At 43.4% G+C, this 22,429-nt stretch carries 21 protein-coding genes; 17 read left to right on the plus strand and 4 right to left on the minus strand.

The features are described from left to right. Positions 1 to 3 precede the first annotated feature (3 nt). On the minus strand, positions 4 to 966 hold the full coding sequence (locus tag DEO27_RS23705) for a hypothetical protein (protein ID WP_112574454.1): 963 nt from the start codon (positions 964 to 966) through the stop codon (positions 4 to 6). Positions 967 to 1,443: 477 nt separating this feature from the next. Here DEO27_RS23705 and DEO27_RS23710 point away from each other — a divergent pair, with 477 nt between their 5' ends. From DEO27_RS23710 to prfH, 10 genes are all read left to right on the plus strand, one after another. After that, positions 1,444 to 2,025 carry an RNA polymerase sigma factor gene (locus tag DEO27_RS23710; protein ID WP_112574453.1) on the plus strand — a complete coding sequence of 194 codons (582 nt, stop codon included), beginning with the start codon at positions 1,444 to 1,446 and terminating at the stop codon, positions 2,023 to 2,025. After that, positions 2,022 to 2,525 carry a hypothetical protein gene (locus DEO27_RS23715; protein ID WP_112574452.1) on the plus strand — a complete coding sequence of 168 codons (504 nt, stop codon included), beginning with the start codon at positions 2,022 to 2,024 and terminating at the stop codon, positions 2,523 to 2,525. The genes DEO27_RS23710 and DEO27_RS23715 overlap by 4 nt, the downstream gene beginning before the upstream one ends. A gap of 335 nt (positions 2,526 to 2,860) precedes the next feature. Beyond that, positions 2,861 to 3,763, plus strand: coding sequence for a helix-turn-helix domain-containing protein (locus DEO27_RS23720; protein ID WP_112574451.1), 903 nt, complete (start codon positions 2,861 to 2,863; stop codon positions 3,761 to 3,763). A 91-nt stretch (positions 3,764 to 3,854) separates the two neighbouring features. Next, entirely contained in the window at positions 3,855 to 4,688 is an 834-nt protein-coding gene (locus DEO27_RS23725; RefSeq protein WP_112574450.1) for an oxidoreductase, read from the plus strand. A gap of 44 nt (positions 4,689 to 4,732) precedes the next feature. Beyond that, complete coding sequence (locus DEO27_RS23730) at positions 4,733 to 5,464, plus strand: SDR family oxidoreductase (RefSeq protein WP_112574478.1); 732 nt, start codon at positions 4,733 to 4,735, stop codon at positions 5,462 to 5,464. A gap of 103 nt (positions 5,465 to 5,567) precedes the next feature. Next, positions 5,568 to 6,413, plus strand: coding sequence for an oxidoreductase (locus tag DEO27_RS23735; RefSeq protein ID WP_112574449.1), 846 nt, complete (start codon positions 5,568 to 5,570; stop codon positions 6,411 to 6,413). Next, the gene (locus DEO27_RS23740) at positions 6,374 to 6,652 is read left to right on the plus strand and encodes an Atu4866 domain-containing protein (protein ID WP_112574448.1); all 279 of its coding nucleotides are present in this window, start codon (positions 6,374 to 6,376) and stop codon (positions 6,650 to 6,652) included. The genes DEO27_RS23735 and DEO27_RS23740 overlap by 40 nt, the downstream gene beginning before the upstream one ends. Positions 6,653 to 6,907: 255 nt before the next feature. After that, positions 6,908 to 8,533, plus strand: a complete 1,626-nt coding sequence (locus DEO27_RS23745; protein WP_112574447.1) for an NADP-dependent glyceraldehyde-3-phosphate dehydrogenase — start codon at positions 6,908 to 6,910, stop codon at positions 8,531 to 8,533. A gap of 570 nt (positions 8,534 to 9,103) precedes the next feature. Continuing rightward, positions 9,104 to 10,504 carry an RtcB family protein gene (locus tag DEO27_RS23750; protein WP_112574446.1) on the plus strand — a complete coding sequence of 467 codons (1,401 nt, stop codon included), beginning with the start codon at positions 9,104 to 9,106 and terminating at the stop codon, positions 10,502 to 10,504. Next, positions 10,504 to 11,118: a peptide chain release factor H gene (gene prfH / locus DEO27_RS23755; protein WP_223818036.1), complete on the plus strand. Its 615-nt coding sequence runs from the start codon at positions 10,504 to 10,506 to the stop codon at positions 11,116 to 11,118. Before DEO27_RS23750 ends, prfH begins: the two co-directional genes overlap by 1 nt. 58 nt (positions 11,119 to 11,176) lie before the next feature. Here prfH and DEO27_RS23760 read toward each other — a convergent pair whose 3' ends face one another. Both DEO27_RS23760 and DEO27_RS23765 read right to left on the minus strand, forming a co-directional pair. Continuing rightward, positions 11,177 to 12,250, minus strand: a complete 1,074-nt coding sequence (locus DEO27_RS23760; RefSeq protein ID WP_190295214.1) for a serine hydrolase domain-containing protein — start codon at positions 12,248 to 12,250, stop codon at positions 11,177 to 11,179. Positions 12,251 to 12,349: 99 nt separating this feature from the next. Continuing rightward, the gene (locus tag DEO27_RS23765; RefSeq protein ID WP_112574444.1) at positions 12,350 to 13,885 is read right to left on the minus strand and encodes a carboxylesterase/lipase family protein; all 1,536 of its coding nucleotides are present in this window, start codon (positions 13,883 to 13,885) and stop codon (positions 12,350 to 12,352) included. Between the two features lie 162 nt (positions 13,886 to 14,047). Between DEO27_RS23765 and pafA the strand changes: the two genes are divergently transcribed. The 3 genes from pafA to DEO27_RS23780 all read left to right on the plus strand — a co-directional run bounded on the left by pafA (position 14,048) and on the right by DEO27_RS23780 (position 16,839). Then, positions 14,048 to 15,730, plus strand: a complete 1,683-nt coding sequence (gene pafA, locus DEO27_RS23770; RefSeq protein ID WP_112574443.1) for an alkaline phosphatase PafA — start codon at positions 14,048 to 14,050, stop codon at positions 15,728 to 15,730. Between the two features lie 87 nt (positions 15,731 to 15,817). Next, a complete protein-coding gene (locus DEO27_RS23775) occupies positions 15,818 to 16,444 on the plus strand; it encodes a thiamine phosphate synthase (protein ID WP_112574442.1) in 627 nt (208 codons plus the stop codon). Positions 16,445 to 16,452: 8 nt separating this feature from the next. Then, positions 16,453 to 16,839, plus strand: a complete 387-nt coding sequence (locus DEO27_RS23780) for a hypothetical protein (protein WP_112574441.1) — start codon at positions 16,453 to 16,455, stop codon at positions 16,837 to 16,839. A gap of 30 nt (positions 16,840 to 16,869) precedes the next feature. Here the strand turns inward: DEO27_RS23780 and DEO27_RS23785 are convergent, their stop codons facing one another. Beyond that, positions 16,870 to 17,283: a hypothetical protein gene (locus DEO27_RS23785; RefSeq protein WP_112574440.1), complete on the minus strand. Its 414-nt coding sequence runs from the start codon at positions 17,281 to 17,283 to the stop codon at positions 16,870 to 16,872. A 149-nt stretch (positions 17,284 to 17,432) separates the two neighbouring features. Between DEO27_RS23785 and DEO27_RS23790 the strand changes: the two genes are divergently transcribed. The 4 genes from DEO27_RS23790 to DEO27_RS23815 all read left to right on the plus strand — a co-directional run bounded on the left by DEO27_RS23790 (position 17,433) and on the right by DEO27_RS23815 (position 22,428). After that, entirely contained in the window at positions 17,433 to 18,005 is a 573-nt protein-coding gene (locus DEO27_RS23790; RefSeq protein WP_112574439.1) for a thiamine diphosphokinase, read from the plus strand. A 150-nt stretch (positions 18,006 to 18,155) separates the two neighbouring features. Further along, positions 18,156 to 19,268, plus strand: coding sequence for a DUF6515 family protein (locus DEO27_RS31610; RefSeq protein WP_190295215.1), 1,113 nt, complete (start codon positions 18,156 to 18,158; stop codon positions 19,266 to 19,268). Between the two features lie 334 nt (positions 19,269 to 19,602). Continuing rightward, positions 19,603 to 20,883, plus strand: coding sequence for a replication-associated recombination protein A (locus DEO27_RS23810; protein ID WP_112574437.1), 1,281 nt, complete (start codon positions 19,603 to 19,605; stop codon positions 20,881 to 20,883). A gap of 69 nt (positions 20,884 to 20,952) precedes the next feature. Further along, positions 20,953 to 22,428, plus strand: coding sequence for a DUF5687 family protein (locus DEO27_RS23815; protein WP_112574436.1), 1,476 nt, complete (start codon positions 20,953 to 20,955; stop codon positions 22,426 to 22,428). The last annotated feature ends 1 nt before the right edge of the window (position 22,429 follow it).

The raw sequence follows: 22,429 nt of genomic DNA on the forward strand, positions 1-22,429 counted from the left end.
AAATTATATGATATCGGTATTAAGCATTGCTTTTAAAATATTGGCCTGCACATCAACATCGCTCAGGCTTTGTAAAAAGTTGATGTCGGCTATTTTTTTATAGTTTTCGGCTAACAGGGATTTTATTTCGGCCGGCATGTATGATTTCATGGTTACAACATCACTTTGCAGCTTATCTATTTTATCCTGCAGTTCATGCGCCAGTTTTTCCTTTTTAGACAGACTACTATTATTCTCTACGCCCGAAAGCTTTGTTACGTCGCAAAATAGGAATAAATTATTGGCAGGCGAAAACAAAAAGTAGCGGTCTTCATCCATAAACTTATACACCTCCAGTATCAGGTTTCCGGCTTTCAGTCCGCAGTAAAACTCGGTACGGAACTCGCGTTTTAATAATACACCCATCAATTTACGCTGAATAATAGCGTTGGTATTGTGATAGGTATCGTTATAGTTGTACTGCACCAATTCGTTATATAGTTCCGGCGTTATGTTGTAAAAGAAATCGGAACCGTAGCGCAGACTAAACGCGTTGATATTTTTTGAGAACGGATAATCGGATGAGTTATCAGAAAGCACCTGGTAAAGTTTCCGCAGCGAAAGGTTTACCTTCAGCGCCTGCCTTTGCCGGTCAATCTTAAAATCCTGCTCGGTGAGCATGTTGTCGTCCATCTTATCAATCATCTCTTTGGTAAGCTGGATCTCATCAAGCACAAGGCTCACATTGTTTTCATTGTTCTTTTTGATCTTCCGGAGCAGGTCTACCAGACTGGTTGTAAACTGTACATGGAAAAGCTCCAGCTTATTGATATCGATCTCGGGATTGGTTTCAAAAAGCTTATGAATAACCTGGGTACGCAGGTAGATCTTGTAAATGAGGTCCTCTTCAAAAAATACCGACAGCAACTGAAGCTTGCTGAGCATCCTGTTAGACTCATTCAAAATATTTAACCTGTTCTCATCCATCAACGTGCAATGTCCCTTTATATTAAATGTAAAAGTACAAAATTATGAGATGGAAAGTTTTGGCTTATGTTACGAATAAAGGAGTGTATTTAGAATACGTGTCATCAATGAAACCGCAATTTGCGTTAGGGATAGAAGCGGATACCGTCCGTCAGCTGAGGGATAAAGCCTGCGCAGTATGAGCGTAAAGCCCGGCCCGTCAGCTGACGGGAACGCCTATAAATGATTAACGGGCTGGAGGATATAAGTAAAAATATGTCATTGCCGAAGCGAAGCGTGGCAATCGCATACTATACAGGGCGGTCATGCTTCCGTGCGATTGCTTCGTCGTTCCTCCTCGCAATGACATTTCTTTTATCTTCTGAACATCTATCCTAAACACCCTATAATAGCCCCCTCCCTATTCCCATCAAAATAAATTATATTTACATACAGGTGTAACCCAATCTGCAAACGCGTAGTCACAGCGGTTATATAATGCAAAGCAAGCTTTCAGATATCGAACTTATTGAGCAAACCCTGGCGGGTAACCAATTTGCCTATGCAGATTTGGTTAAGCGGCACCAGCGTTTTGTTTTTACGCTGGCTATGCGCTTTGCCAAAGGCCGGGAAGATGCTGAAGAAATTGCACAAGATTGTTTTGTGAAAGCCTACCGCTCGCTGGCATCGTTCCAGGGGCAGTCGAAATTTACAACGTGGTTGTATAGTATAGTTTATACTACAGCCATGACATTTTTAAGAAAGAAACGGGTAGACACCGATTCGATTGATGATGAGGGCACATTTGTACAGGTTGAAAGCCACGAATCGGCATACGATACCAATAATGTAGAAAATAAATCACGGTCATACTACCTGAACCAGGCGATTGAGCAATTACTACCCGATGACGCCACCATTATTACCCTGTTTTACAAGGGCGAGCAATCATTAGAGGAGATTGCCCAAACAATGGGTATTGAAACAAATACCGTTAAGGTTAAACTATTTAGAGCACGCCAGCGTTTGAAAGAAAAGCTGGAGCGCAATTTAAAACACGAGGTGAAAGAACTGATATGAACACCATCGAAGAAAAACTTTGGAACTATATTGATGGTACCTGTACTCCAGCAGAGCAGGAAGCCATTGCCCGGCTTATTGAAGAAGATGCTTTGTACAAACAAAAGTACACAGAACTGCTTGAGCTAAACCAGGAATTTGCCGACATGGATCTTGACGAACCGTCGATGGCATTCAGTTATAATGTAATGGAGGCCATCAGGGCCGAGCAGTTAGCGCCATTAAAATCAACTATTAATAAAAAAATAATATTAGGGATAGCTGCATTTTTCGTATTGAGCATCCTGATTTTACTTGGTATAACCCTCTCGAGCATCAAAATTTCGGGCAATTTATTCAGTGGTTTAGATCTTAAACTACCTTCAAACGTTAAATTACCTTCGGCAAGCAGTATCTTCAACAGCACTTTAATGAAAAGTTTTTTCGTGTTTGATGTAATTTTGGCGCTATTTTTAACTGACAGTTACCTGCGTAGAAAAAAAGCTGCAAAAGAGGCATAAAGTGTTCACTTTTCTGTAATGCCAAATATCGCAAGAGTGTCTTTTTGACACTTAGTTATACACTTTTTGTAAAGTAAACTCTCCTTTAACCTATTGTTAATGTATCCTTGTTGATACATTAACAAAAATTTTAAAAAGTTTTTGGTTTTGGCACAGTGATTGTAATACAGACAACGAACTGGTAAACTTACCGGTTTAATTGTGATAAGGTTTAGGTTGAAAGTCTCCCGACGCAAGGTTGGGAGGCTTTTATTTTTTATACACCATTCTGTCATACTTACCTTATCCCCATCCTACTACTTGACACCCGGTTTGATTTTTGTAACTTTGTTTTTATGTCGAAAGCAGAAACACTTGAAGATTTTTATCAAAGAAAGGTAAACTGGTTACCCAATAACCTGCAACAAAGCATTGGTCACTTTAACGTGTTCAGGATTGAAGACTGCATTGGCCCCAATGCAAAGCAGGTAACTTACAGCCGCCGTACCTTTTATAAGATCAGCCTGATGCGTGGCGATAATATCATTCACTATGCCGATAAAAGCATTACGCTTTCAGGCTCTACGCTGATGTTCTTTAGTCCGATGGTGCCATATACCTTTGAGCACATGTCTGACGACCGCACCGGTTTCTTCTGTATTTTTACCGAAGAGTTTTTTCTGGAGAAATTCAGGACAGGCTTGAGCGAGTTCCCGATGTTTGGCATCAATGCTAAGCCCGTTTATGCTTTAAATGAAGAGCAGGATGCCTATGTGACAGGTCTTTTCCAAAAGATGCTTACCGAGATCAATACCGAATATGCTTTTAAATATGATCTGATCCGTAACTATGTTACCGAGCTGGCATACTACGCGTTAAAGACAGAACCTTCTGAAAACGTATATAAGCATGTTGATGCCAAATCACGCATCACGTCGGTATTTACCGAGCTGCTGGAGCGGCAATTCCCTATTGAAACTCCGTCTCAGCGGTTTGCGCTTCGTTCGGCCAATGACTTTGCGCAACGACTTTCGGTACACGTAAACCACCTGAACAGGGCCATCCGCGAAACTACAGGCAAAACCACTACCGATCACATTGCCGACAGGTTGCTTAGCGAAGCCAAATCATTATTAAGGCATACCGACTGGAACATTTCAGAAATTGGTTACTGCCTGGGCTTTGAAGAACCCACCCATTTCAATAACTTTTTCAAGAAACAAACCCAGCAAACGCCAAGCTCGTTCCGAAATGTTTGAATTTCGTAACCTTTGGTTTGATTAATGTAATGTCCTCCCTTTGTTGTCGCTGTAACTTTGTTCTATCTTAATAACAAAGCAAACAACTTTTATGGACAACAACAAAGTATGGTTTATTACCGGGGCTTCGAAAGGCTTTGGCCTGAGCCTGGTAAAACAACTACTGGAAGCAGGACAGCTTGTTGCCGCTACTTCCAGAAATTTACAGGAATTAACCACAGCGGTTAATACAACAAGCAATAATTTTTTACCCCTACAGGTTGATCTGGCAAATGAAAGCAGCGTGTCGCTGGCTTTACAACACACCAATGAAGCCTTTGGCTGTATCGATGTAGTGATCAACAATGCAGGTTATGGTATAGGCGGCGCAATTGAAGAGCTTAGCGATGCCGAAACCCGTATGGCATTTGACGTAAACGTATTTGGCACCCTGAACGTGATCCGCTCGGTAATGCCTTACCTGCGCAAACAACGCTCGGGCCATATCATCAACATTTCATCCATCGCGGGTATTACCGGCAACGCCGGCTGGGCAATTTATGCAGGATCGAAATATGCCGTAATCGGCATTTCGGAAGTACTTGCCGCCGATGTTAAAGAACTGGGCATTAAAGTTACCGTGGTGGCACCAGGCGCCTTCCGCACCAGCTTCCTTACTGCCGGTTCACTTTCAATCACCGATAATAAAATTGATGATTACAAAGAGGTTCGCGCTATTCATAACAAATACCTTAAAATGGATGGCAACCAGGCAGGCGATCCGGAAAAAGCGGCAACCGCTATTATCAATGTAGCTTACGAAGAAAACCCGCCATTATACCTTTTATTAGGTGGTGATGCATACAATCGCGCTTTAGCTAAGCTTGATACTTTACACAATGAAATCCGCCAGTGGCAGGATATAACCTGCTCAACCGATTTCTAAATTTTATTCCGTTACCCTATATCTACCTATATAAAAACAATAAAATGCAAAGTATTAAAGATAAAGTGATTGTGATAACCGGTGCCAGCAGTGGCATCGGTGCATCTGCCGCCCGTAAACTGACACAGCTCGGAGCAAAAGTGGTTCTGGCTGCCCGTCGCGAAGATCAGCTGAAAACCCTGGTTACTGAAATTGGCGAAAATGCCATGTATGTAGTTACGGATGTTGCCAAACGTACCGACCTCGACAATCTTATTCAACAAGCCATAGCCAAATTTGGCCATGTTGATGTGATGTGGAATAATGCCGGTATCATGCCCATTTCCTTTTTTGAAGAAGGCCATGTGGATGAGTGGGATAAAATGATAGACATCAACATTAAAGGTGTATTATATGGCATCAATGCCGTGCTACCACATATGCTTCAACGGGGCGAAGGGCACATCCTTTCTACGTCATCGGTAGGTGGCTTAAAAACTTCGCCAGGTATTGGTGTGTACAGCGGTACCAAATTCGCGGTTAAGGCCATTATGGAAACCCTGCGCGAGGAAGTTGCCCAAACTATTAAAGTAACTACCATATATCCGGGCGCTACTAAATCGGAGTTAGGTCATGACATTACCAGCCCGAAGATAAAAGGCCTCTATGGTAACCTGACCAATATGCCCAAGCTTGATGAAGAAGCTATTGCCAACGCGGTGATCTACGCGATAAGTCAGCCGGACAATATTACCGTTAACGAAGTTGTGGTACGCCCGCTCGGCCAAACCCGATAATGTTAATCCGGACCATCTTTTCCATCAAAATAAGCGAAAATCAAAAACAATCGCCAAAAGCGTAACAAATCAGTAAAAACAAAATCTATCAACATACAAAACTGTGGAAAACAACAAAGTATGGTTTGTCACCGGGGCCTCTAAGGGACTGGGACTTGCCTTAGTCAAACGACTATTAAATGAGGGCTATAAGGTAGCCGCCACATCACGCAATTTAAGCGATTTGAGTAAAGCAGTTGACGCAAACAGTGAGCAGTTTTTACCGCTTGCCGTTAATTTAACCAACGAAGACAGTGTACAGGAAGCCGTTGAGCTCGCGGTAAAAACCTTCGGAAAAATTGATGTAGTTGTCAACAATGCCGGATACGGCTTATTGGGCGGCATTGAGGAACTGACCGACCGCGAAGCCCGTGATAACTTTGAAATCAACGTATTTGGCTCATTAAATGTGATCCGCAAGGCGCTGCCTTATCTGCGTGCTCAAAAATCAGGTCATATTTTAAACGTTTCGTCAATAGGTGGCTTTACCGGTGCGTTTGCAGGCGGCGGTATTTATTGCGCCACCAAGTTTGCCGTTAATGGTTTCTCCGAAACATTATCGGCCGAAGTAGCGCCATTTGGCATAAAGGTCACCATTGTGCAGCCGGGTTATTTCAGGACAAACTTTCTGTCGGCAGGTTCATTGGCAGTACCTCAAAACCAGATAGCAGACTATCAGAATGTACGGGACACAGTAAATTTTCACCAAAACGATATGGACCAGCAACAGGCCGGCGACCCTGAAAAAGCAGCCGCGGCCATGATCAGCATAACTAACGAAGCTAACCCGCCCCTTAATTTATTTTTAGGCGAGGATGCTTACGGCTTGGTTGAGAAAAAGCTGGCATTCGTTCAAAACGAATTAGCAACATGGAAAGAACTAACGCTTTCAACAGCAATACAACAATAAATTCAAATCATTATATAGGTGTATGGGCTACCCGCGATGGGCTGATCCGTCACGAATTTTTGCCCAACGGCCGTTACACCGAAGCCCGCGGCGATAAACAAAATGCCTACTCAGGCTACTATAGTGTGTTAGGCAACCACGTTGAATACCTTGACGATACCGGCTTCACCGCCGAAGGCGATTTCAGGGATGGTGTATATTATTACGCCGGAATGGTTTTGGTTAAGCAAACGGCGTGATAAATCAATATAAAAACGGGGCCCGTGCGATTCCCCTCTTGAGAGGGGCGCAGGGGTGTGTTTCTGCTTTGATAAGCTAATCGTATAAACACACCCCTGCTCCCGCTCATTTTCACCGCGCCCCCTCTCAAGAGGGGAGTTTTGAAAATGCCCCCTTTGTGCTACAATAAAATCAGTAAACATTATTAGCACATAAAAGCTTGCTTGTTAAAGCAGGCTTTTTTTATCTTAGGGGAATCAAACCCTTGAAAAAATATGAGTTTTAAAACCCAGCTCAGTTCAATTTTTGTTGATGAAAATAATATTCCCCCCGAATTTCAGATTGAAGAAGTACACCAGCGCGAATACCTGAGCGGTGGCGAAATGAAACCATGGAGCGGCGAAGTAAGCGAAGTTTACTCGCCGGTTGGCTTTTGGGCCGAGGATGGCACTTTTAACCGCAAGCTGATTGGCACCTACCCCGTTTGCACCGAAAAAGAAGCATTTGAAGCTTTGGATGCAGCCCTTGAAGCCTATGACAATGGCCGCGGCGAATGGCCAACCATGAGCATTGCCGACCGTATTAAATGCATGGAACGCTTCATTTACAAAATGAGCGAACAGCGTACACTGGTAGTTAAACTCCTGATGTGGGAAATCGGTAAATCATATGCCGATTCGGCTAAAGAATTTGACCGTACCATCGAGTACATCAATGCCACTATCGATGCATTGAAGGATATCGACCGCCAGTCGTCTCGCTTTGAAATGGCCGAAGGGTTGGTAGCGCAGATCCGTCGCTCGCCTTTAGGTGTGGTACTTTGTATGGGCCCGTTCAACTACCCGCTGAACGAAACTTTCACTACCCTGATCCCCGCACTGATCATGGGCAATACCATTTTATTTAAACCACCTAAACATGGTACGCTGCTGCATTACCCATTATTAAAAGCATTCCAGGAATCGTTCCCTAAAGGTGTGGTGAATACCATTTATGGTCGCGGTGCTGTCGTAACCCCAGGCTTAATGGCATCGGGCAAGGTGAACGTGCTGGCTTTCATCGGTTCGAGCAAAGTGGCTAACGATCTGAAAAAACGTCACCCTAAAATTAACCGTTTAAGGGCCGTTTTAAGCCTGGATGCCAAAAACGCGGCCATTGTAACCAAACACGCCGACCTGCCGCAAGCGGTAAGCGAATGTATTTTAGGTTCGCTATCATTTAACGGCCAGCGTTGTACGGCCATTAAAGTAATATTTGTACATAAAGAAGTCGCCGACGAGTTTTTAAAACTGTTAAGCGAAGCTGTCGCCAAACTTAAGTTCGGTTTGCCATGGGAAAAAGACGTAAAACTTACGCCACTCCCTGAGCCGCATAAACCTGCCTATTTAACCGATATTGTAAACGATGCATTAGCCAACGGTGCAAAAGTGATTAACGAAAATGGCGGCGAAACATCCGCTTCGTTCTTTTTCCCGGCCATTGTATACCCGGTTAACGAAAACATGAAGCTGTACCGCGAAGAACAGTTTGGCCCGGTGATCCCGGTTATTCCGTTTGAGGATATCGAGGAACCTATCACGTACCAGATAGATTCGCCGCATGGCATGCAGGTGAGTATTTTCAGTAATGATGCTAAAGAAATTTCATCGCTGATAGATCCGTTTGTGAACCTGGTGAGCCGTGTAAACATCAACAGCCAATGCCAGCGTGGCCCGGACGTATTCCCATTCACCGGCCGTAAGGACAGTGCCGAGGGAACCCTTTCGGTGCATGATGCCTTAAGGTCGTTCTCTATCCGCTCGCTGGTTACCACCAAAATGACCGAAACCAATAAAAACATCATCAACGAAATTGTGAATGACAACGATTCCAATTTCCTGAGCACTAAGTTTATATTGTAGAGAGCGTTTAAAGCCCAACCGAGCGTCATTGCGAGGTACGAAGCAATCCCCGATTAGCAGGTCCACCCTGTACAGTTTGGGATTGCTTCGTACCTCGCAATGACGCTTTTTATTTATCCAAACACTCCTCAATCAAAAAATATTTGCATCTTTGTACCAATTCCTTAATTGTTAACCCTTTAATATTTTAAGGACTATGCTACAGAGTATCTCATACATATCCCATTAATGCATCACCTTTAACAGGTGGACAACAATCCTTGTGTCTTTATTTAAATGTTTTTGCCGGTGTGTTTAACCGGTGATTGGTTTTGTTTGTCTGCGGATTTACGCGTTAACGGCTTTAACTGCAATTTCAAAATGGGTATATCCCTAACCCGGGGATGATTTTTTAAAAATCACAACAGATTTTAAAGAATTAAACACGTAAAGTCCGATGGACATACATGATTTGCTGTCTACAAATATTGGAAGAGAATTTTTTCGAACAGCCCAAATACATTAACGAATTTAAAAACAAACCGAAGTACTCTTTAAAAGAGGCATACTCCGCCTATTAACAATACCCTCATGGGCAATTTAAAAACAAAAGAATTAACACAGATAGGCTACACTGACAACAAACAGCGTAGCCTCGCCGTGAATATGATAGCCAAACACTTTAAGCATTACAGCAAAGCAGAGGCAATTAATTTATTAACCAGTATCCCGCTGCAACCGGATTCTTTTCTGAACAATGAAATAACCGGAAAAATAGCCGAAACATTTATCAGCAATATACACGAAGCGATAAGCACATCTTACGAATTAAAAGATCAACACGCGCCGTTAAACATTTTCGGCGAAGCAGACATTGAACCATCCGCCATAAAACAGATGGAACTTGCACTTAAGCTACCGATTAGCTTACAGGGAGCATTGATGCCCGACGCACATAGCGGCTATGGCCTGCCCATCGGCGGTGTACTCGCCGCTAAAAACGCGGTGATCCCTTATGGTGTAGGCATGGATATCGGCTGTCGGATGGCCCTATCCATTATTGATGCCGATGAACGATTTTTAAACCGTTATGCCCATCAAATAAAACAAGCTATAAATGACCATACACATTTTGGTATTGATGGAGGTTTAACCACTTCTCAAGATCACGAAGTGCTTGACAGCCCCCAATTCCATCAAACACCTTTGCTAAAAAAGCTGCATGGCAAAGCAGTTAAACAATTAGGCTCATCTGGCAGTGGAAATCATTTTGTGGAGTTTGGGCTGATGGAGATTTACGAATGCAATGCCCTCGGGCTTCCACCCAAGCAATACCTGGCTTTGCTGTCACATTCGGGCAGTCGTGGCTTGGGGGCCAATATCGCCCGGCATTATACACAGATAGCTATGGAAACCTGCAAACTTCCGCGCGAAGCACAGCCGCTGGCCTGGCTTGATCTTGATACAGAAGCCGGTCAAGAATATTGGCTAAGCATGAACCTCGCAGGCGATTACGCAAAGGCATGTCATGACCGTATCCATGCTAATTTGCTAAAGGCACTGGGTTTAAAAGCTCTGGCCAAAGTTGAAAACCACCACAATTTTGCCTGGAAAGATATATTAGCAAACGGGACTGAGGCAATTATCCATCGTAAGGGAGCTACACCGGCCCATGTTGGTGAACTGGGTATTATTCCCGGCAGCATGGCTACTCCCGCTTATTTAGTAATGGGCAAAGGAAATGATAGTGCCTTATACTCTGCATCGCACGGCGCGGGCAGGGCCATGAGCCGTAAGGAGGCACGGGAAAGTACAACAGGCTCAGCAGTTAAAAAAATGTTGGCAGATGCAGGTGTAACACTGATAGGCGGCAGTCTGGAAGAAAATCCATTGGCCTATAAAAACATAGAAACGGTGATAGCTGCCCAACAACAATTAATTGAAGTACAGGGTAAGTTTTACCCGCGTATAGTAAGAATGGATAAAGAATAATGAAGAAGATCATACAAATAACCGCCGGCAAAGGTCCGGCGGAATGCTGCCTTGTCGTAGTGCAGGTTAGAGACCTGCTCATGAAACACGCAAAGGCACAAAACATAAGCATAGCTATAGCTGAAGATAAACCGGGACCGCAAAAAGGCACTCTTTTGTCGTCTACTTTAATAGCTGAAAGTAACCACCTGGAGAGCCTGATAAAAGAATGGCAAGGCACCATACAATGGACAGCGCAAAGCCCCTATCGACCCGCGCATAAACGTAAAAACTGGTTTGTAGGTGTTGAAGTATTCGATATTCCGGAACAAAGAGGTTTTGATCCTGCAGATGTGGTATTTGAAACCATCCGGTCATCGGGACCGGGCGGGCAAAATGTAAATAAGGTTGAAACAGCCGTACGCGGTATCCACAAACCTACCGGTATACAGGTGGTGGTTATGGATAGCCGTTCGCAATTACAAAACAAAAAATTGTGTTTGACAAGGCTTCAGGAAAGGATAACCGCGCTTCAAACCGGTAAACTTATGGGCCATCAGCAAAGCCAGTGGCAGGAGCATCACTCGCTTGAGCGGGGCAACCCGGTTAAGGTTATAAAGTTGCCCCTTATTTAAAGCCTGCTCTGATTCAGCCATACGGAGTTTTTAAAGCTCCGTATGGCTCTTTCTAATTTCATTTATAATTTAGATAAGCATCCAGAATATCTAAACGCATTTTATTCAGATCGGCCGTTTCTGTGTTGGATAGCAGGATAAGGGTTACGCCTTTGTTGATCAAATGCACCCAGTTTGATTCGTTACCGTATCCACCGCCCTGCCGCTCGGCAAAAATGGTATTTGTTTTTCCAATCTTTCGCGGATATACCCAAAAGCCAAAGGCCACATCGCCAAGCTTGGGATACGACGTCAGCATTAAATCAACAGTGGCTTTCTTTAACAAGGTGTGATTAAATATGGCCTGGTCAAAAATAAGCAGGTCGTGCGGCGTTGAATACATGGCCCCTGCCGAGAAATGATTATCGATATAGTGGTAAGTAGGCATAATTAAGGAATCCACACTGCCCGCTTTGTTGTAATAGCCTTCATCAAGATCAGCAACAATATCCTCATGGTGCAGGTAATTGGTATTATTCATTTTAAGGGGGATCAGGATCTTATCCCGTAAAACAACGTCAAACGGCTGATTGTAAATTTTCTCAATGATCCTGCCCAGCAAAATAAAATCGCCATTGCTGTAATTGAATTTCGTTCCCGGTGTATCAATCAGTTTTTCGGAGCAATACTTGTTAATGAAGGTATCTACAGGCCATAAATTCTGATCATAAGCTTCAGGAATAAATTTAGGATCCATTTCTTTTAAATACCTCCCGCTGCTATAAGTAAGCAAATTCCGGATGGTTACTTTATGTGAAGCTTCTCCTTTATATTCGGGATAGTAGGCCGATATAGTTGAGTCAAGGTTGATCTTACCCTGCTCATATAGCTGCATAATGAGCACGGCTGTAAACGTTTTGGTAACAGAAAAAATCTGGAACCTTGTTTTGGGAGAAAAGTTAATATTATAATGCCGGTTAGCTAAACCCGTATATTTTAAATAATCAGGCTTGCCATTTTTGGCTATTAAAATCGCCCCGTTAAAATTTCGTTTTTTGATACAGGAGTCAATCACCCTATCAACTGCCTTGTGCTGACTGTAAGCGGCGGTTATTATCAGGGAAAGGGTTAGGCTTAACAAATATCTTTTCATCAGCGATGTATAGATCAGAAAGTTAGGCATTAATATGCCAACTTACAATTACCACATTTTTCACGCTGTTCAAGTTATCCCGAAACCCTTTGCTAAAAACTATTTTCCGTTTGCCCGCTTCACCATAAAATCCAAAGCTGCCTTATCAGACAATGGCCCGGCCAGCGGTTTTTCGCCCAGGATCATAATTTTATTATCGCTTGTTGTATAGGCAGGCCATGTTGGTACACCTTTCCCATTAGGGTTACCGGTTTTAGCAAAATTTGCCCAATAGGTGCTCATGGTATTGGCCAATTGCTGATCAACAGGCTCCCATGGGCGGTTCAGGAATTTAAGGTTATCATAAGCATAAGCCACCTCGCTGGTATGGAAAGCGCCATATTTAACAAAATCTGCAGTGGCCGGCAAGCGGCGGGTAAAACGGTAAACATAAATTTTCGATTTCGCTTTTTCGCTTTGTACATTGGCCCAGGTATAATTCTGCATCCCGAAAATCTGATCGCGGTTGATCCGGGTTTGAGAAGTCGCTGCTTCCTGATCCGAACCTGCCGGGTACAATTTTAAAAGTTCATCGGCATCGGCACCGTATTGAGTGCTTATCATTTTCTTATAATCTTCGGCCGTTTTTGGCGGGCCAACAAAGGCATCATCTTCATTCCACCCGGTAAGTATAGGTACATCATTTTGCTTATGCTCATTAAAAATATCGGCAATACTTTCCGGTAAAACATAACCGTCAATAACCGGGCGGCTTTGGCCTTTGCCAACCAGTTCGGTAGCAGGTTTGTTTCTCAATTCCGCAAGAGAACTTGCACCTAATGTAGTTGCCGTTTTTATGCCGTTTTCTTCCGCTTCTTTCAAGCCGCCGTATCCACGCGGACTGATAAAGCTGGCCCCGCTTTCGGCTATAGCACCGTTAAACAGGCCTTTTCCTAATGGTGATGCCACCAAACAATTTACACTCATGGAACCTGCCGACTGGCCAGCGATAGTAACCTTATCCGGATCGCCGCCAAAGGCAGCTATGTTTTGCTTTACCCATTTAAGTGCGGCCAGCTGATCCATCAAACCATAATTTCCTGAGGCATGGTGCGGCGACTCCTTTGTTAATTCAGGATGGGCAAAGAAACCGAAGATCCCTACGCGGTAATTGATAACCACAAATATGATCCCTTTTTTTGCCATCGCTTCGCCATCATAAATAGGCACACCCGCGCCGCCGCTTACAAATCCTCCACCATAAATATATACCAATACAGGTCGTTTTTCTGCGGATGTTTTAGCGGCAGTCCATACGTTTAAATAAAGGCAATCTTCACTGATAGGTTCGTAAGGAATCAGGAACTCCCGTGTGTACACACCAAATGCATCAGGCTTACCCTGCATGGGGCTGGCAGCAAATTCGGTACATTTTTTTACGCCATCCCAAGCCTTTACCGGTTGAGGTGCTTTCCAGCGTAAATCGCCAACAGGTGGTGCTGCAAAGGGGATTCCTTTATAAATATGCACATCGCCAGCCTGATTGGCGAAACCAGATACTTTGCCTGCATCGATAGCCACAACATCAAGGTTTTTATTTTGAGCAAAAACAGAACTTACCAGCAGCAAAAGCGGAAGTAAAAGGATGCGTTTCATTTAAATAGGTTTAATGATTGGTTTGTTAAACTTACAAAGTTTTCCTTAAACCGTTTACGCTTTTAAAATGCCTTTGTAACAATCTGTATAATTAACAAAAACATCATATTGCATTTTAAATGCTTTGTTGATATTTGGCACAATCAAAAATCTTTTCCCGCGATGAAGTTTAAACATCTGCTGCTTATTTCCCTCTCTTTCGCTACCGTTTCGGTATCGGCACAAAAAAAGAAAACTCCAACAACGCCCGCTGCGTCTGCATCAATTCCCCGCCCAAAACTGGTTGTGGGTTTAGTGGTTGACCAAATGCGCTGGGATTACCTGTACCGCTATTATGACCGTTACCAAGCCGGTGGCTTTAAGCGCATGCTTAATGAAGGTTTTACATGCGAAAACACTAATATTGACTATATCCCCACTGTTACGGCCGCTGGTCATACCTGTATCTATACCGGTTCTATTCCTGCCCTGCACGGCATAGTTGGTAACGATTTTATTATTCAGGCTACCGGTAAATCTATGTATTGTACCGATGACAGCACTGTTGTTGCTGTTGGCAGCACTTCAAAGGCGGGCCAGATGTCGCCTCGCAACTTATTGGTTAGCACCGTTACCGACGAGTTAAGGCTGGCTACCAATTTCCGTTCAAAAGTTATCGGCATAGCATTGAAAGATCGCGGCGGTATCCTACCTGCAGGTCACTCGGCAAATGCGGCTTACTGGTTTGACGATGCCAGCGGCAACTGGATCACCAGTACTTATTATATGAATGACCTGCCTGCATGGGTTAAAACTTTTAACAATCAAAAAATTGCTGAAAAATACCTAAAACAGGATTGGAACCCATTATACCCTATTGATACTTACGTACAAAGCGCCCCTGATAATAGCGACCGTTATGAAGGCAAATTTCCAGGTGCTGCTACACCGACCCTACCGGTAAAAACTTCTGAGCTTTATAAAGGCCGCATCGGCATGATCCGCTCTACTCCTTTCGGTAATACCATGACCCTTGATCTGGCAAAAGCAGCCATCGAAGGTGAAAAGCTGGGTAAAAATACCGTAACCGACTTTTTAGCAGTGAGCCTTTCATCAACAGATTATGTTGGTCACCAGTTTGGCCCTAACTCAGTTGAGGTTGAGGATACATATTTAAGGCTCGACCAAGACCTGGCGGCTTTTTTCAATTATTTAGATGCCACTGTTGGCAAAGGCAATTACTCAGTTTTCCTGAGTGCCGACCATGGCGCTGCCCACAATCCTAACTTTTTGAAAGATCATAACATCCCCGCAGGTGTTTGGGACGATAGCAAAGCCGCCAAAGAAATGAACACCATGATCAGCGATAAATACAAGGTGAATAACCTGATCATCAGCATGGATAACTACCAGGTTAACTTCAACAACGCGGCCCTTGCAAAAGCAGGCGTTAGTGAAGATGCTATAAAACTGGATTGTATCGATTACCTGAAAAAGCAACAAGGTATTGCTTATGCAATCGACCTGCAAAAAATTCAGGAAGCTAACATTCCTGACGATTTGCGCAGCATGATCATTAACGGTTATAATGCCGAGCATAGCGGAGCTATCCAGATTATCCTGAAACCGGCATGGTATACAGGTCATGGCACTAATGACCGTGGCCCAACCGGTACCACACACGGTACCTGGAACCCGTATGATTCGCACATTCCGCTGGTATTTATGGGCTGGGGCATTAAACATGGCAACCTTACCCGCCAAACACATATGACTGATATTTCGGCTACTATAGCATCGTTACTACATATCCAGGCACCTAACGGCTGCGTAGGAAAAACTGTTAGCGAAGCGTTGAAGAACTAAGTTGTAAGTTTTTCGTACAAAGTCCTGAGTTAAAGCACAGCCAAACGGCCTTGTTTGGCTCGGGACTTTTTAATTTGGAAAAAAGCGATGAAAAAATATATCTCCAGATTTCATTACGTTACACAGGATATGCCGGGCCGGAGCCATGTGCAGCAGGTACAAATTGCTTGCGGGGCAGGCGCCAACTGGGTGCAATATCATTGCATGAGCAAACCCGAAGACGAACTGATTGATGAAATAAACGAGATAGCCGAAATTTGCGACGATTGGGGAGCAACCCTTATTATCGCCAACCATTATGATTTGATTGACCGGGTTGACGCACAAGGTGTACATATTGATGATATCGACGCTGATCTCCCGACTATACGAAAAATTATCGGCGCGGATAAAACCCTTGGCGCATCTGTTAATGACGCTGACGAGCTACTAAAATTACAAAGTACCGGCGTAGTTGATTATTACGCCTATGGCCCGTTTTCATCTACTTTAACCGATGACTCGAACGATAGTGTCCCTCTTGGCTTTAACGGGTATCGCAAACTGGAAAAGCTGGGCATAAGTATTCCTGTGATAGCGGCCGGCGGCATCCAATTGGATGATGTAGAGCCTTTGCTTCAAACGGGGATAGATGGCATCGCGGTATCATCAGCAATAAACCTTGTTGCTGATCCGGCAGAACAGGTAAAGGAGTTTTACAGAAAGATGTATTAAATTTCCTGATGTATATTTTATATAAAGAGGATACTGATTATCTCAATAAGTTGTTAAACCTGCCTGCAAGAGGTGATGAACAAGATTGGGATATTGAATTGGCCGATCCGGCAAGGTTAAGCGAATTTTTAGCGACATTTAGGGCGTATGATCTAACACTATCTCTTAAAAAAGCTTTTTTAGCTCTAATAATCGCATCCTATGACGATCTATTGCAATACGATTCTGACGATGATGATTTTTATTGGACATCTATAAAAAGAATAATCGAGCCAGAGAAACAAGAACATCTTGCATTATTACAATATTGGGCATTTGGCAATTTACCCCCCGAAGAAAACAATACTAAATTCCGGGTTACGAGCCGTGTAAGAAGCTATTTAAGTGAGGCTTGATTTGGAGTGTCATGGAATTAACAGTAGCCCCTATCTGTATTTGATCTGCCAATTGGTCTTCTTTAATTCATCAAGCGAATAATCCAGCCTTTTCAAATACTTTTTGTTCCCGATCAGATAGCTCATATCCGCTCCGCCTCTTTCATATTTGGTTAGGCTATCGAGATTAAAAAAATATACATATAACGCTTTAGCTTTCCCTTCATTAGTATACTCAAGCCAGGCATTTTTGCCCGCTTTTGTTATAAAAGCGGTGTCATTAGGCGCTATTGCATGTGATTGATAATATGCGATGTTATTTGCTGTGTATTTGGTTGTATCGTTGACGACCTCTACGGCGATGCTAACCGGAGATTGATTAATAACGCACAGCCGATTGTCGTAATAATCCATAATGCAGCCTGTAAAAAACAAAAGCGCAAACAATAAAAGCTTCCTTTTCATGATAGGTTTACCGTTAATACTCAATAAATAAAAAAGGTGACCGTTAATACTATTCTACGGTCATAAAATGTAGCCTCTACCTCATATCACAATAAAAACCTCATCTTTATATTTTCATTTAATATTCATCTGTTCCATCTACATTAGCAATGTCATCACATCATATAGTTCGCGAAAAACAGGAGCCTGCTTTACTGGTTTTAAGTATGGATACTTTTGACGAGGAAATGCTTGGTCAGCTGTTGGAGTGGAGCCCTACGGTGATCTGTACAACCGATACTGCCGAAAAGCTGAACGCCTCGGGCATCAAGGTTGACTGGATAATTAGCGACGGTGACGCAGGTGACTTGCAATCGGATGTAAAGCTGCTACCAACCGGCGATGATAACTCGGCCGGCGCTGCTTTAAAATACCTGGTAAGGCATAATTACCCGGCAGTTAATGTGATAACTGATGCGCCGGAACTGAAAGATTTTTTGTTTTATGCTGATAAAATAAACCTGGTAATTTTCAGGGAGCAAGAAAAGATCTACCCGGTTAATTCGGGTTTCAGTAAGTGGAAACCGGCAGGCGAGTTCATTGAATTGCTTTCACATCCTCCGGGCTTGCAATTAAGCGGGCTTGAAGCCGTTGGCGGCAACAGGTATAAAACCACACACGATGGCTTTTTTACCCTTCAGTTTGAGCAATCTTTTTTGTTCATTGCCGAGGATATAGCGTAGCGAAACCGGCGACCCGTACGTATAGATAGTATTGGTTCGCTTTTTGAGTAAAAAATAATTTAAAACGCGTTAAACCGTTTAAACATTTAATAGTCTATATATTTATATCAGCAAAAAATATTATGCTGATCAGTTAAAAATTCTTTCATCATGAAAAGGACATATAAAAATCTATTAACAATTGCTTTAGGAGGCTTGTTGAGCCTGTCTTTAGCATTCAATGCTGATGCACAACGTGGCGGCGGTGGTTCTCGTGGCGGCGGTGGCGGAGGAGGCGGTGGCTCAAGATCGTCAGGCGGCGGTGGTGGCGGAGGCGGTAGTTTTTCCCGTCCTTCAGGTGGCAGTTTTTCACGCCCTTCAACCTCGTTTAACGGTAGCACCCGTACCGCGATAGCGGCACCACAACGTAGCTATGGAACCGATTCACGCAGCAGCTATGGCACTCCGCAACAACGTAGCTATGGTGGTATCAGGCCAAACAGCTCATCAATAGCGCCACAACGTAGCTATGGCAACACTGCCCGTGTATACAATGGCACCCGTGGTGGTTATGCCACTGTAGACAGAAGAGTTTACAATGGCGGTCGTGGTACCTATTACAGAGGCGGTGGTTACGCCTATGGTGGTCGCAGGGTTTACCCTGGCACTTACCCTTATGGTGGCCGCGGCGGTTACTTTGGCAACCACTATTACTATCCGTACCGTAACTATTATAACTCGTTCTATTATCCACGTTTAGGTTTTAGCATAGGTTTCTTGCCTTACGGCTACTATCCTTTCTGGTGGGGCGATTACCAATACTACTACAGCGATGGTTTGTACTATCGTCAGTACAACGATCAATATACCGTTGTTGAGCCTCCAATTGGTGCCGAGATCAAAACCTTGCCATCAGGTGCGGAATCAATCATGATCAACGGCGAGCAGTATTATGAGCTGAATGGTGTTTACTATCAGCCATATACTAAAGACGATGGATCAACAGTTTACGTGATTGCCGGTAAAGACGGTCAGTTAAATACCGATCAGGGTAACGGCGATGGCAGCAGTGTTGATCAGGGCCCGCAAATTGGCGACATTGTAACCCAATTGCCTCCGGATTGCAGGAAGATCAAAATCAATGGCGAAAAGCTATTTGTATCTCCTGACGGTTATTACTACCAGGAAACTCAAAACGGCGACAACAAAGCTTACAAAATTGTAGGCACTCCGTCAGATGATCCTGAAGATAACAACAGCGATCAAAATCCTAACCAACAGTAATTAATAAAAATTCGAATATATATAGTAAAGGCTGCTTCCGTAATGAAGGCAGCCTTTTTTGTTGAGGCGTAATTCAATGCTTTCAGTAAGAAATCGCAAAATTGTCATTTCGAACGAGGAACGAGGAGAAATCTTATACACCCTGTAAAGCCGAAGTACAAGTCTTTTAAACAATGCGTATAAGATTTCTCTTTCGCCCGAGCGCTCTTATCCCGACGCCGCTCTATCGAAATGACATTTTTCTATTGTCTATTTTTCTAAAAGGGGGTAAATAGAATCTATTAATTACTAATTTTTTTAGGATTTAGCGTTTTCTTTTCTGAATTTTACTTTTATGAATAACCTCCCGCCATTAGCCGAACGTATGCGCCCCAAATCGCTTAATGATTATGTTGGGCAAAAGCACCTTGTTGGGCCGGGAGCTGTTCTGCGGAAAGCCATCGAATCGGGCTCGTTGCCATCAATGATATTCTGGGGGCCGCCAGGCGTTGGTAAAACAACGTTGGCTTATATCATTTCGCAATCCTTGTTCCGTCCGTTCTTTGCTTTGAGCGCTATCAATTCGGGGGTTAAAGATGTACGGGAGGTGATAGAAAAAGCTTCTCTGTTAAAAGAACAGGGTGCTGTACTGCCGATATTATTTATCGATGAGATTCACCGTTTTTCCAAGTCCCAGCAAGATTCCCTGCTGGGTGCAGTAGAACGGGGCATAGTTACCCTAATAGGCGCTACTACCGAAAATCCATCCTTCGAGGTTATCTCGGCTTTGCTATCGCGATGCCAGGTTTACATACTACAACCACTTTCCGAAACCGACCTGATCGATCTTTTGAACAAAGCCATGCAGGAAGACGTGGTTTTGAAGGAAAAAAACATCACCATAAAAGATTACGAAGCTTTACTGCGCCTTTCGGGAGGCGATGCACGCAAGCTGCTCAATATTTTTGAGCTGCTGATTAATGCTTTCGACAGCAAGGAAATAGTATTAACCGATGAAGTTGTACTGGAACATGTTCAGCAAAACATGGCCTTGTATGATAAAACCGGTGAGCAGCATTATGATATTATCTCGGCCTTTATCAAATCTATGCGGGGTTCTGATCCCAACGGCGCGGTTTACTGGCTGGCGAGGATGATAGTTGGCGGCGAAGATCCGCTGTTTATCGCCCGCCGTATGCTCATTCTCGCCTCCGAAGATATTGGCAACGCTAATCCAAACGCCTTGCTGCTTGCGCAAAGCTGCTTTGAAGCCGTTAACAAAATAGGCATGCCCGAATCGCAGCTTATTTTATCGCAAACGGCCATTTATCTGGCAACATCACCCAAAAGCAATTCGGCCACTACAGCCATAGGTGCAGCCATAGCCCTGGTGCGCCAAACCGGCGATTTACCTGTGCCGCTGCATTTGCGGAATGCGCCAACCAAGTTTATGAAAAATATAGGCTACGGTAAGGATTACAAATACGCCCACAGCTATGAAGGCAATTTTACCGATCTTGATTTCCTGCCCGACGCCCTTCGCGGAACAAAAATTTATGATCCCGGTAACAATGCGCGCGAAAATGAATCAAAAGAAAAGTTAAGAAAACTTTGGGGCGACAGGTATAAATACTAATTTAAGCCTTGCTTTCAAAAGGTATATCTTTAACTAAACCTATACCTTAACCCTTAACTGTCTATATCTATGATCACTACCTTCCTCGGGCACGAGCTCAAAGCTTTTTGGCGGTCAAAAAATACAGGTAAAAGTATTGCTATCCGCGTGGTAATGGCCTTACTTATCCTTTATCTTTTTGCCTGTATTTTGTTTGCAGGGTTATTTTTAAATAAAATTCTGGAAGAATCTTTTCCAAATGACGATGTAGTGATCTCCTTTTGCGGCATTATCCTGCTGTACTTTTTGTTTGACCTTATCATGCGTATGCAGTTACAGGAGTTGCCTACTTTAAGGGTGCAGCCCTATCTCCATTTACCTGTTAAACGCAATACCGTAGTATCATACCTTGCTTTTACGGCTATGCTCTCGGTTTTTAACCTGTGGCCCATCATACTTTTTATTCCCTTTGTTTTAAAGGTGATCCTGACCGATTCAGGCGCTTTACCGGCGCTTGCTTTTGTATTGGCAATTTTAGGTTTCATGCTCTTCAATAATTACCTGGCCTTATTTATTAAGCGCAAGGCCAATTTAAACGGATGGGTCTTTCTGATATTCATAGCAACACTGGGACTAATCATCACTGGCGATTTTAAATTCCACCTGTACTCAGTCCGTAATATTTCTTACCTGTATTTCGGGCATTTGCTCAGTAAACCGGTATTGGTACTACTTCCCATAATACTTGCTGTAGCTATGTACTACATCAATTTTGCCTACTTAAAACAAAACCTCTACCTCGAAGAATTGAGTTCACGCAAGGCATCAGCCTATAAAAGCAGTACAGAGTTTCCGCTGTTAAACCGGTTTGGAAAGGTTGGCGATCTGGTAGCTAATGAACTAAAACTGATCTTCCGCAACAAGCGCCCACGCTCGGCACTGGTTATGGGCTTATTCTTTATGTTTTATGGGCTCATATTTTATACCAACAGCCATTACGGACAAACCTGGTACATTTTTGTTGGCATGTTCATGACGGGTATTTTCATCATTAACTACGGTCAGTTCATGTACAGCTGGCAGGCCGCGCATTTTGATGGTTTGTTGGTGAGCAAGATCAACTTCCGCGATTTTTTGAAGGCTAAATACCTATTGTTTACTATGGTATCAACGGTAGCCTTTATCCTCACTACACCTTACGCCTATTTTGGCTGGCACATTGTGTTGGTGCATTTTGTAATGTACCTGTGGAACATCGGCGTTAATACAACCATTGTACTGTTTTTTGCTAATCGCAATGCAAAAAGCATCAACCTGTCAAAAGGCGCTTCATTTAACTGGGAAGGCGTGGGCGCTACGCAGATGCTCATCTCGTTCCCGCTTATGCTTACGCCATACATTATTTACCTCCCCTTCTCCCTGTTTAAGCATGCCGATATTGGCCTGGCCATGCTTGCCACCATAGGGGTCATCTTTGTTTTAACCCGCGACTTTTGGGTTAAAAAACTGGAAGAGGATTTTATACAAAAACGTTATACCATTGCCGAAGGCTTCAGAAATAAATAAT

The sequence above is a fragment of the Mucilaginibacter rubeus genome (assembly GCF_003286415.2).
GTDB classification, from domain to species: Bacteria; Bacteroidota; Bacteroidia; order Sphingobacteriales; family Sphingobacteriaceae; genus Mucilaginibacter; species Mucilaginibacter rubeus_A.

Excerpts from the sequence above, each read along its gene's own strand:
- DEO27_RS23705 (WP_112574454.1), bottom strand. The coding sequence starts at position 966 with ATGGATGAGAACAGGTTAAATATTTTGAATGAGTCTAACAGGATGCTC.
- DEO27_RS23710 (WP_112574453.1), top strand. The coding sequence starts at position 1,444 with ATGCAAAGCAAGCTTTCAGATATCGAACTTATTGAGCAAACCCTGGCG.
- DEO27_RS23715 (WP_112574452.1), top strand. The coding sequence starts at position 2,022 with ATGAACACCATCGAAGAAAAACTTTGGAACTATATTGATGGTACCTGT.
- DEO27_RS23720 (WP_112574451.1), top strand. The coding sequence starts at position 2,861 with ATGTCGAAAGCAGAAACACTTGAAGATTTTTATCAAAGAAAGGTAAAC.
- DEO27_RS23725 (WP_112574450.1), top strand. The coding sequence starts at position 3,855 with ATGGACAACAACAAAGTATGGTTTATTACCGGGGCTTCGAAAGGCTTT.
- DEO27_RS23730 (WP_112574478.1), top strand. The coding sequence starts at position 4,733 with ATGCAAAGTATTAAAGATAAAGTGATTGTGATAACCGGTGCCAGCAGT.
- DEO27_RS23740 (WP_112574448.1), top strand. The coding sequence starts at position 6,374 with ATGGAAAGAACTAACGCTTTCAACAGCAATACAACAATAAATTCAAAT.
- DEO27_RS23745 (WP_112574447.1), top strand. The coding sequence starts at position 6,908 with ATGAGTTTTAAAACCCAGCTCAGTTCAATTTTTGTTGATGAAAATAAT.
- DEO27_RS23750 (WP_112574446.1), top strand. The coding sequence starts at position 9,104 with ATGGGCAATTTAAAAACAAAAGAATTAACACAGATAGGCTACACTGAC.
- prfH (WP_223818036.1), top strand. The coding sequence starts at position 10,504 with ATGAAGAAGATCATACAAATAACCGCCGGCAAAGGTCCGGCGGAATGC.
- DEO27_RS23760 (WP_190295214.1), bottom strand. The coding sequence starts at position 12,250 with ATGAAAAGATATTTGTTAAGCCTAACCCTTTCCCTGATAATAACCGCC.
- DEO27_RS23765 (WP_112574444.1), bottom strand. The coding sequence starts at position 13,885 with ATGAAACGCATCCTTTTACTTCCGCTTTTGCTGCTGGTAAGTTCTGTT.
- pafA (WP_112574443.1), top strand. The coding sequence starts at position 14,048 with ATGAAGTTTAAACATCTGCTGCTTATTTCCCTCTCTTTCGCTACCGTT.
- DEO27_RS23775 (WP_112574442.1), top strand. The coding sequence starts at position 15,818 with ATGAAAAAATATATCTCCAGATTTCATTACGTTACACAGGATATGCCG.
- DEO27_RS23780 (WP_112574441.1), top strand. The coding sequence starts at position 16,453 with ATGTATATTTTATATAAAGAGGATACTGATTATCTCAATAAGTTGTTA.
- DEO27_RS23785 (WP_112574440.1), bottom strand. The coding sequence starts at position 17,283 with ATGAAAAGGAAGCTTTTATTGTTTGCGCTTTTGTTTTTTACAGGCTGC.
- DEO27_RS23790 (WP_112574439.1), top strand. The coding sequence starts at position 17,433 with ATGTCATCACATCATATAGTTCGCGAAAAACAGGAGCCTGCTTTACTG.
- DEO27_RS31610 (WP_190295215.1), top strand. The coding sequence starts at position 18,156 with ATGAAAAGGACATATAAAAATCTATTAACAATTGCTTTAGGAGGCTTG.
- DEO27_RS23810 (WP_112574437.1), top strand. The coding sequence starts at position 19,603 with ATGAATAACCTCCCGCCATTAGCCGAACGTATGCGCCCCAAATCGCTT.
- DEO27_RS23815 (WP_112574436.1), top strand. The coding sequence starts at position 20,953 with ATGATCACTACCTTCCTCGGGCACGAGCTCAAAGCTTTTTGGCGGTCA.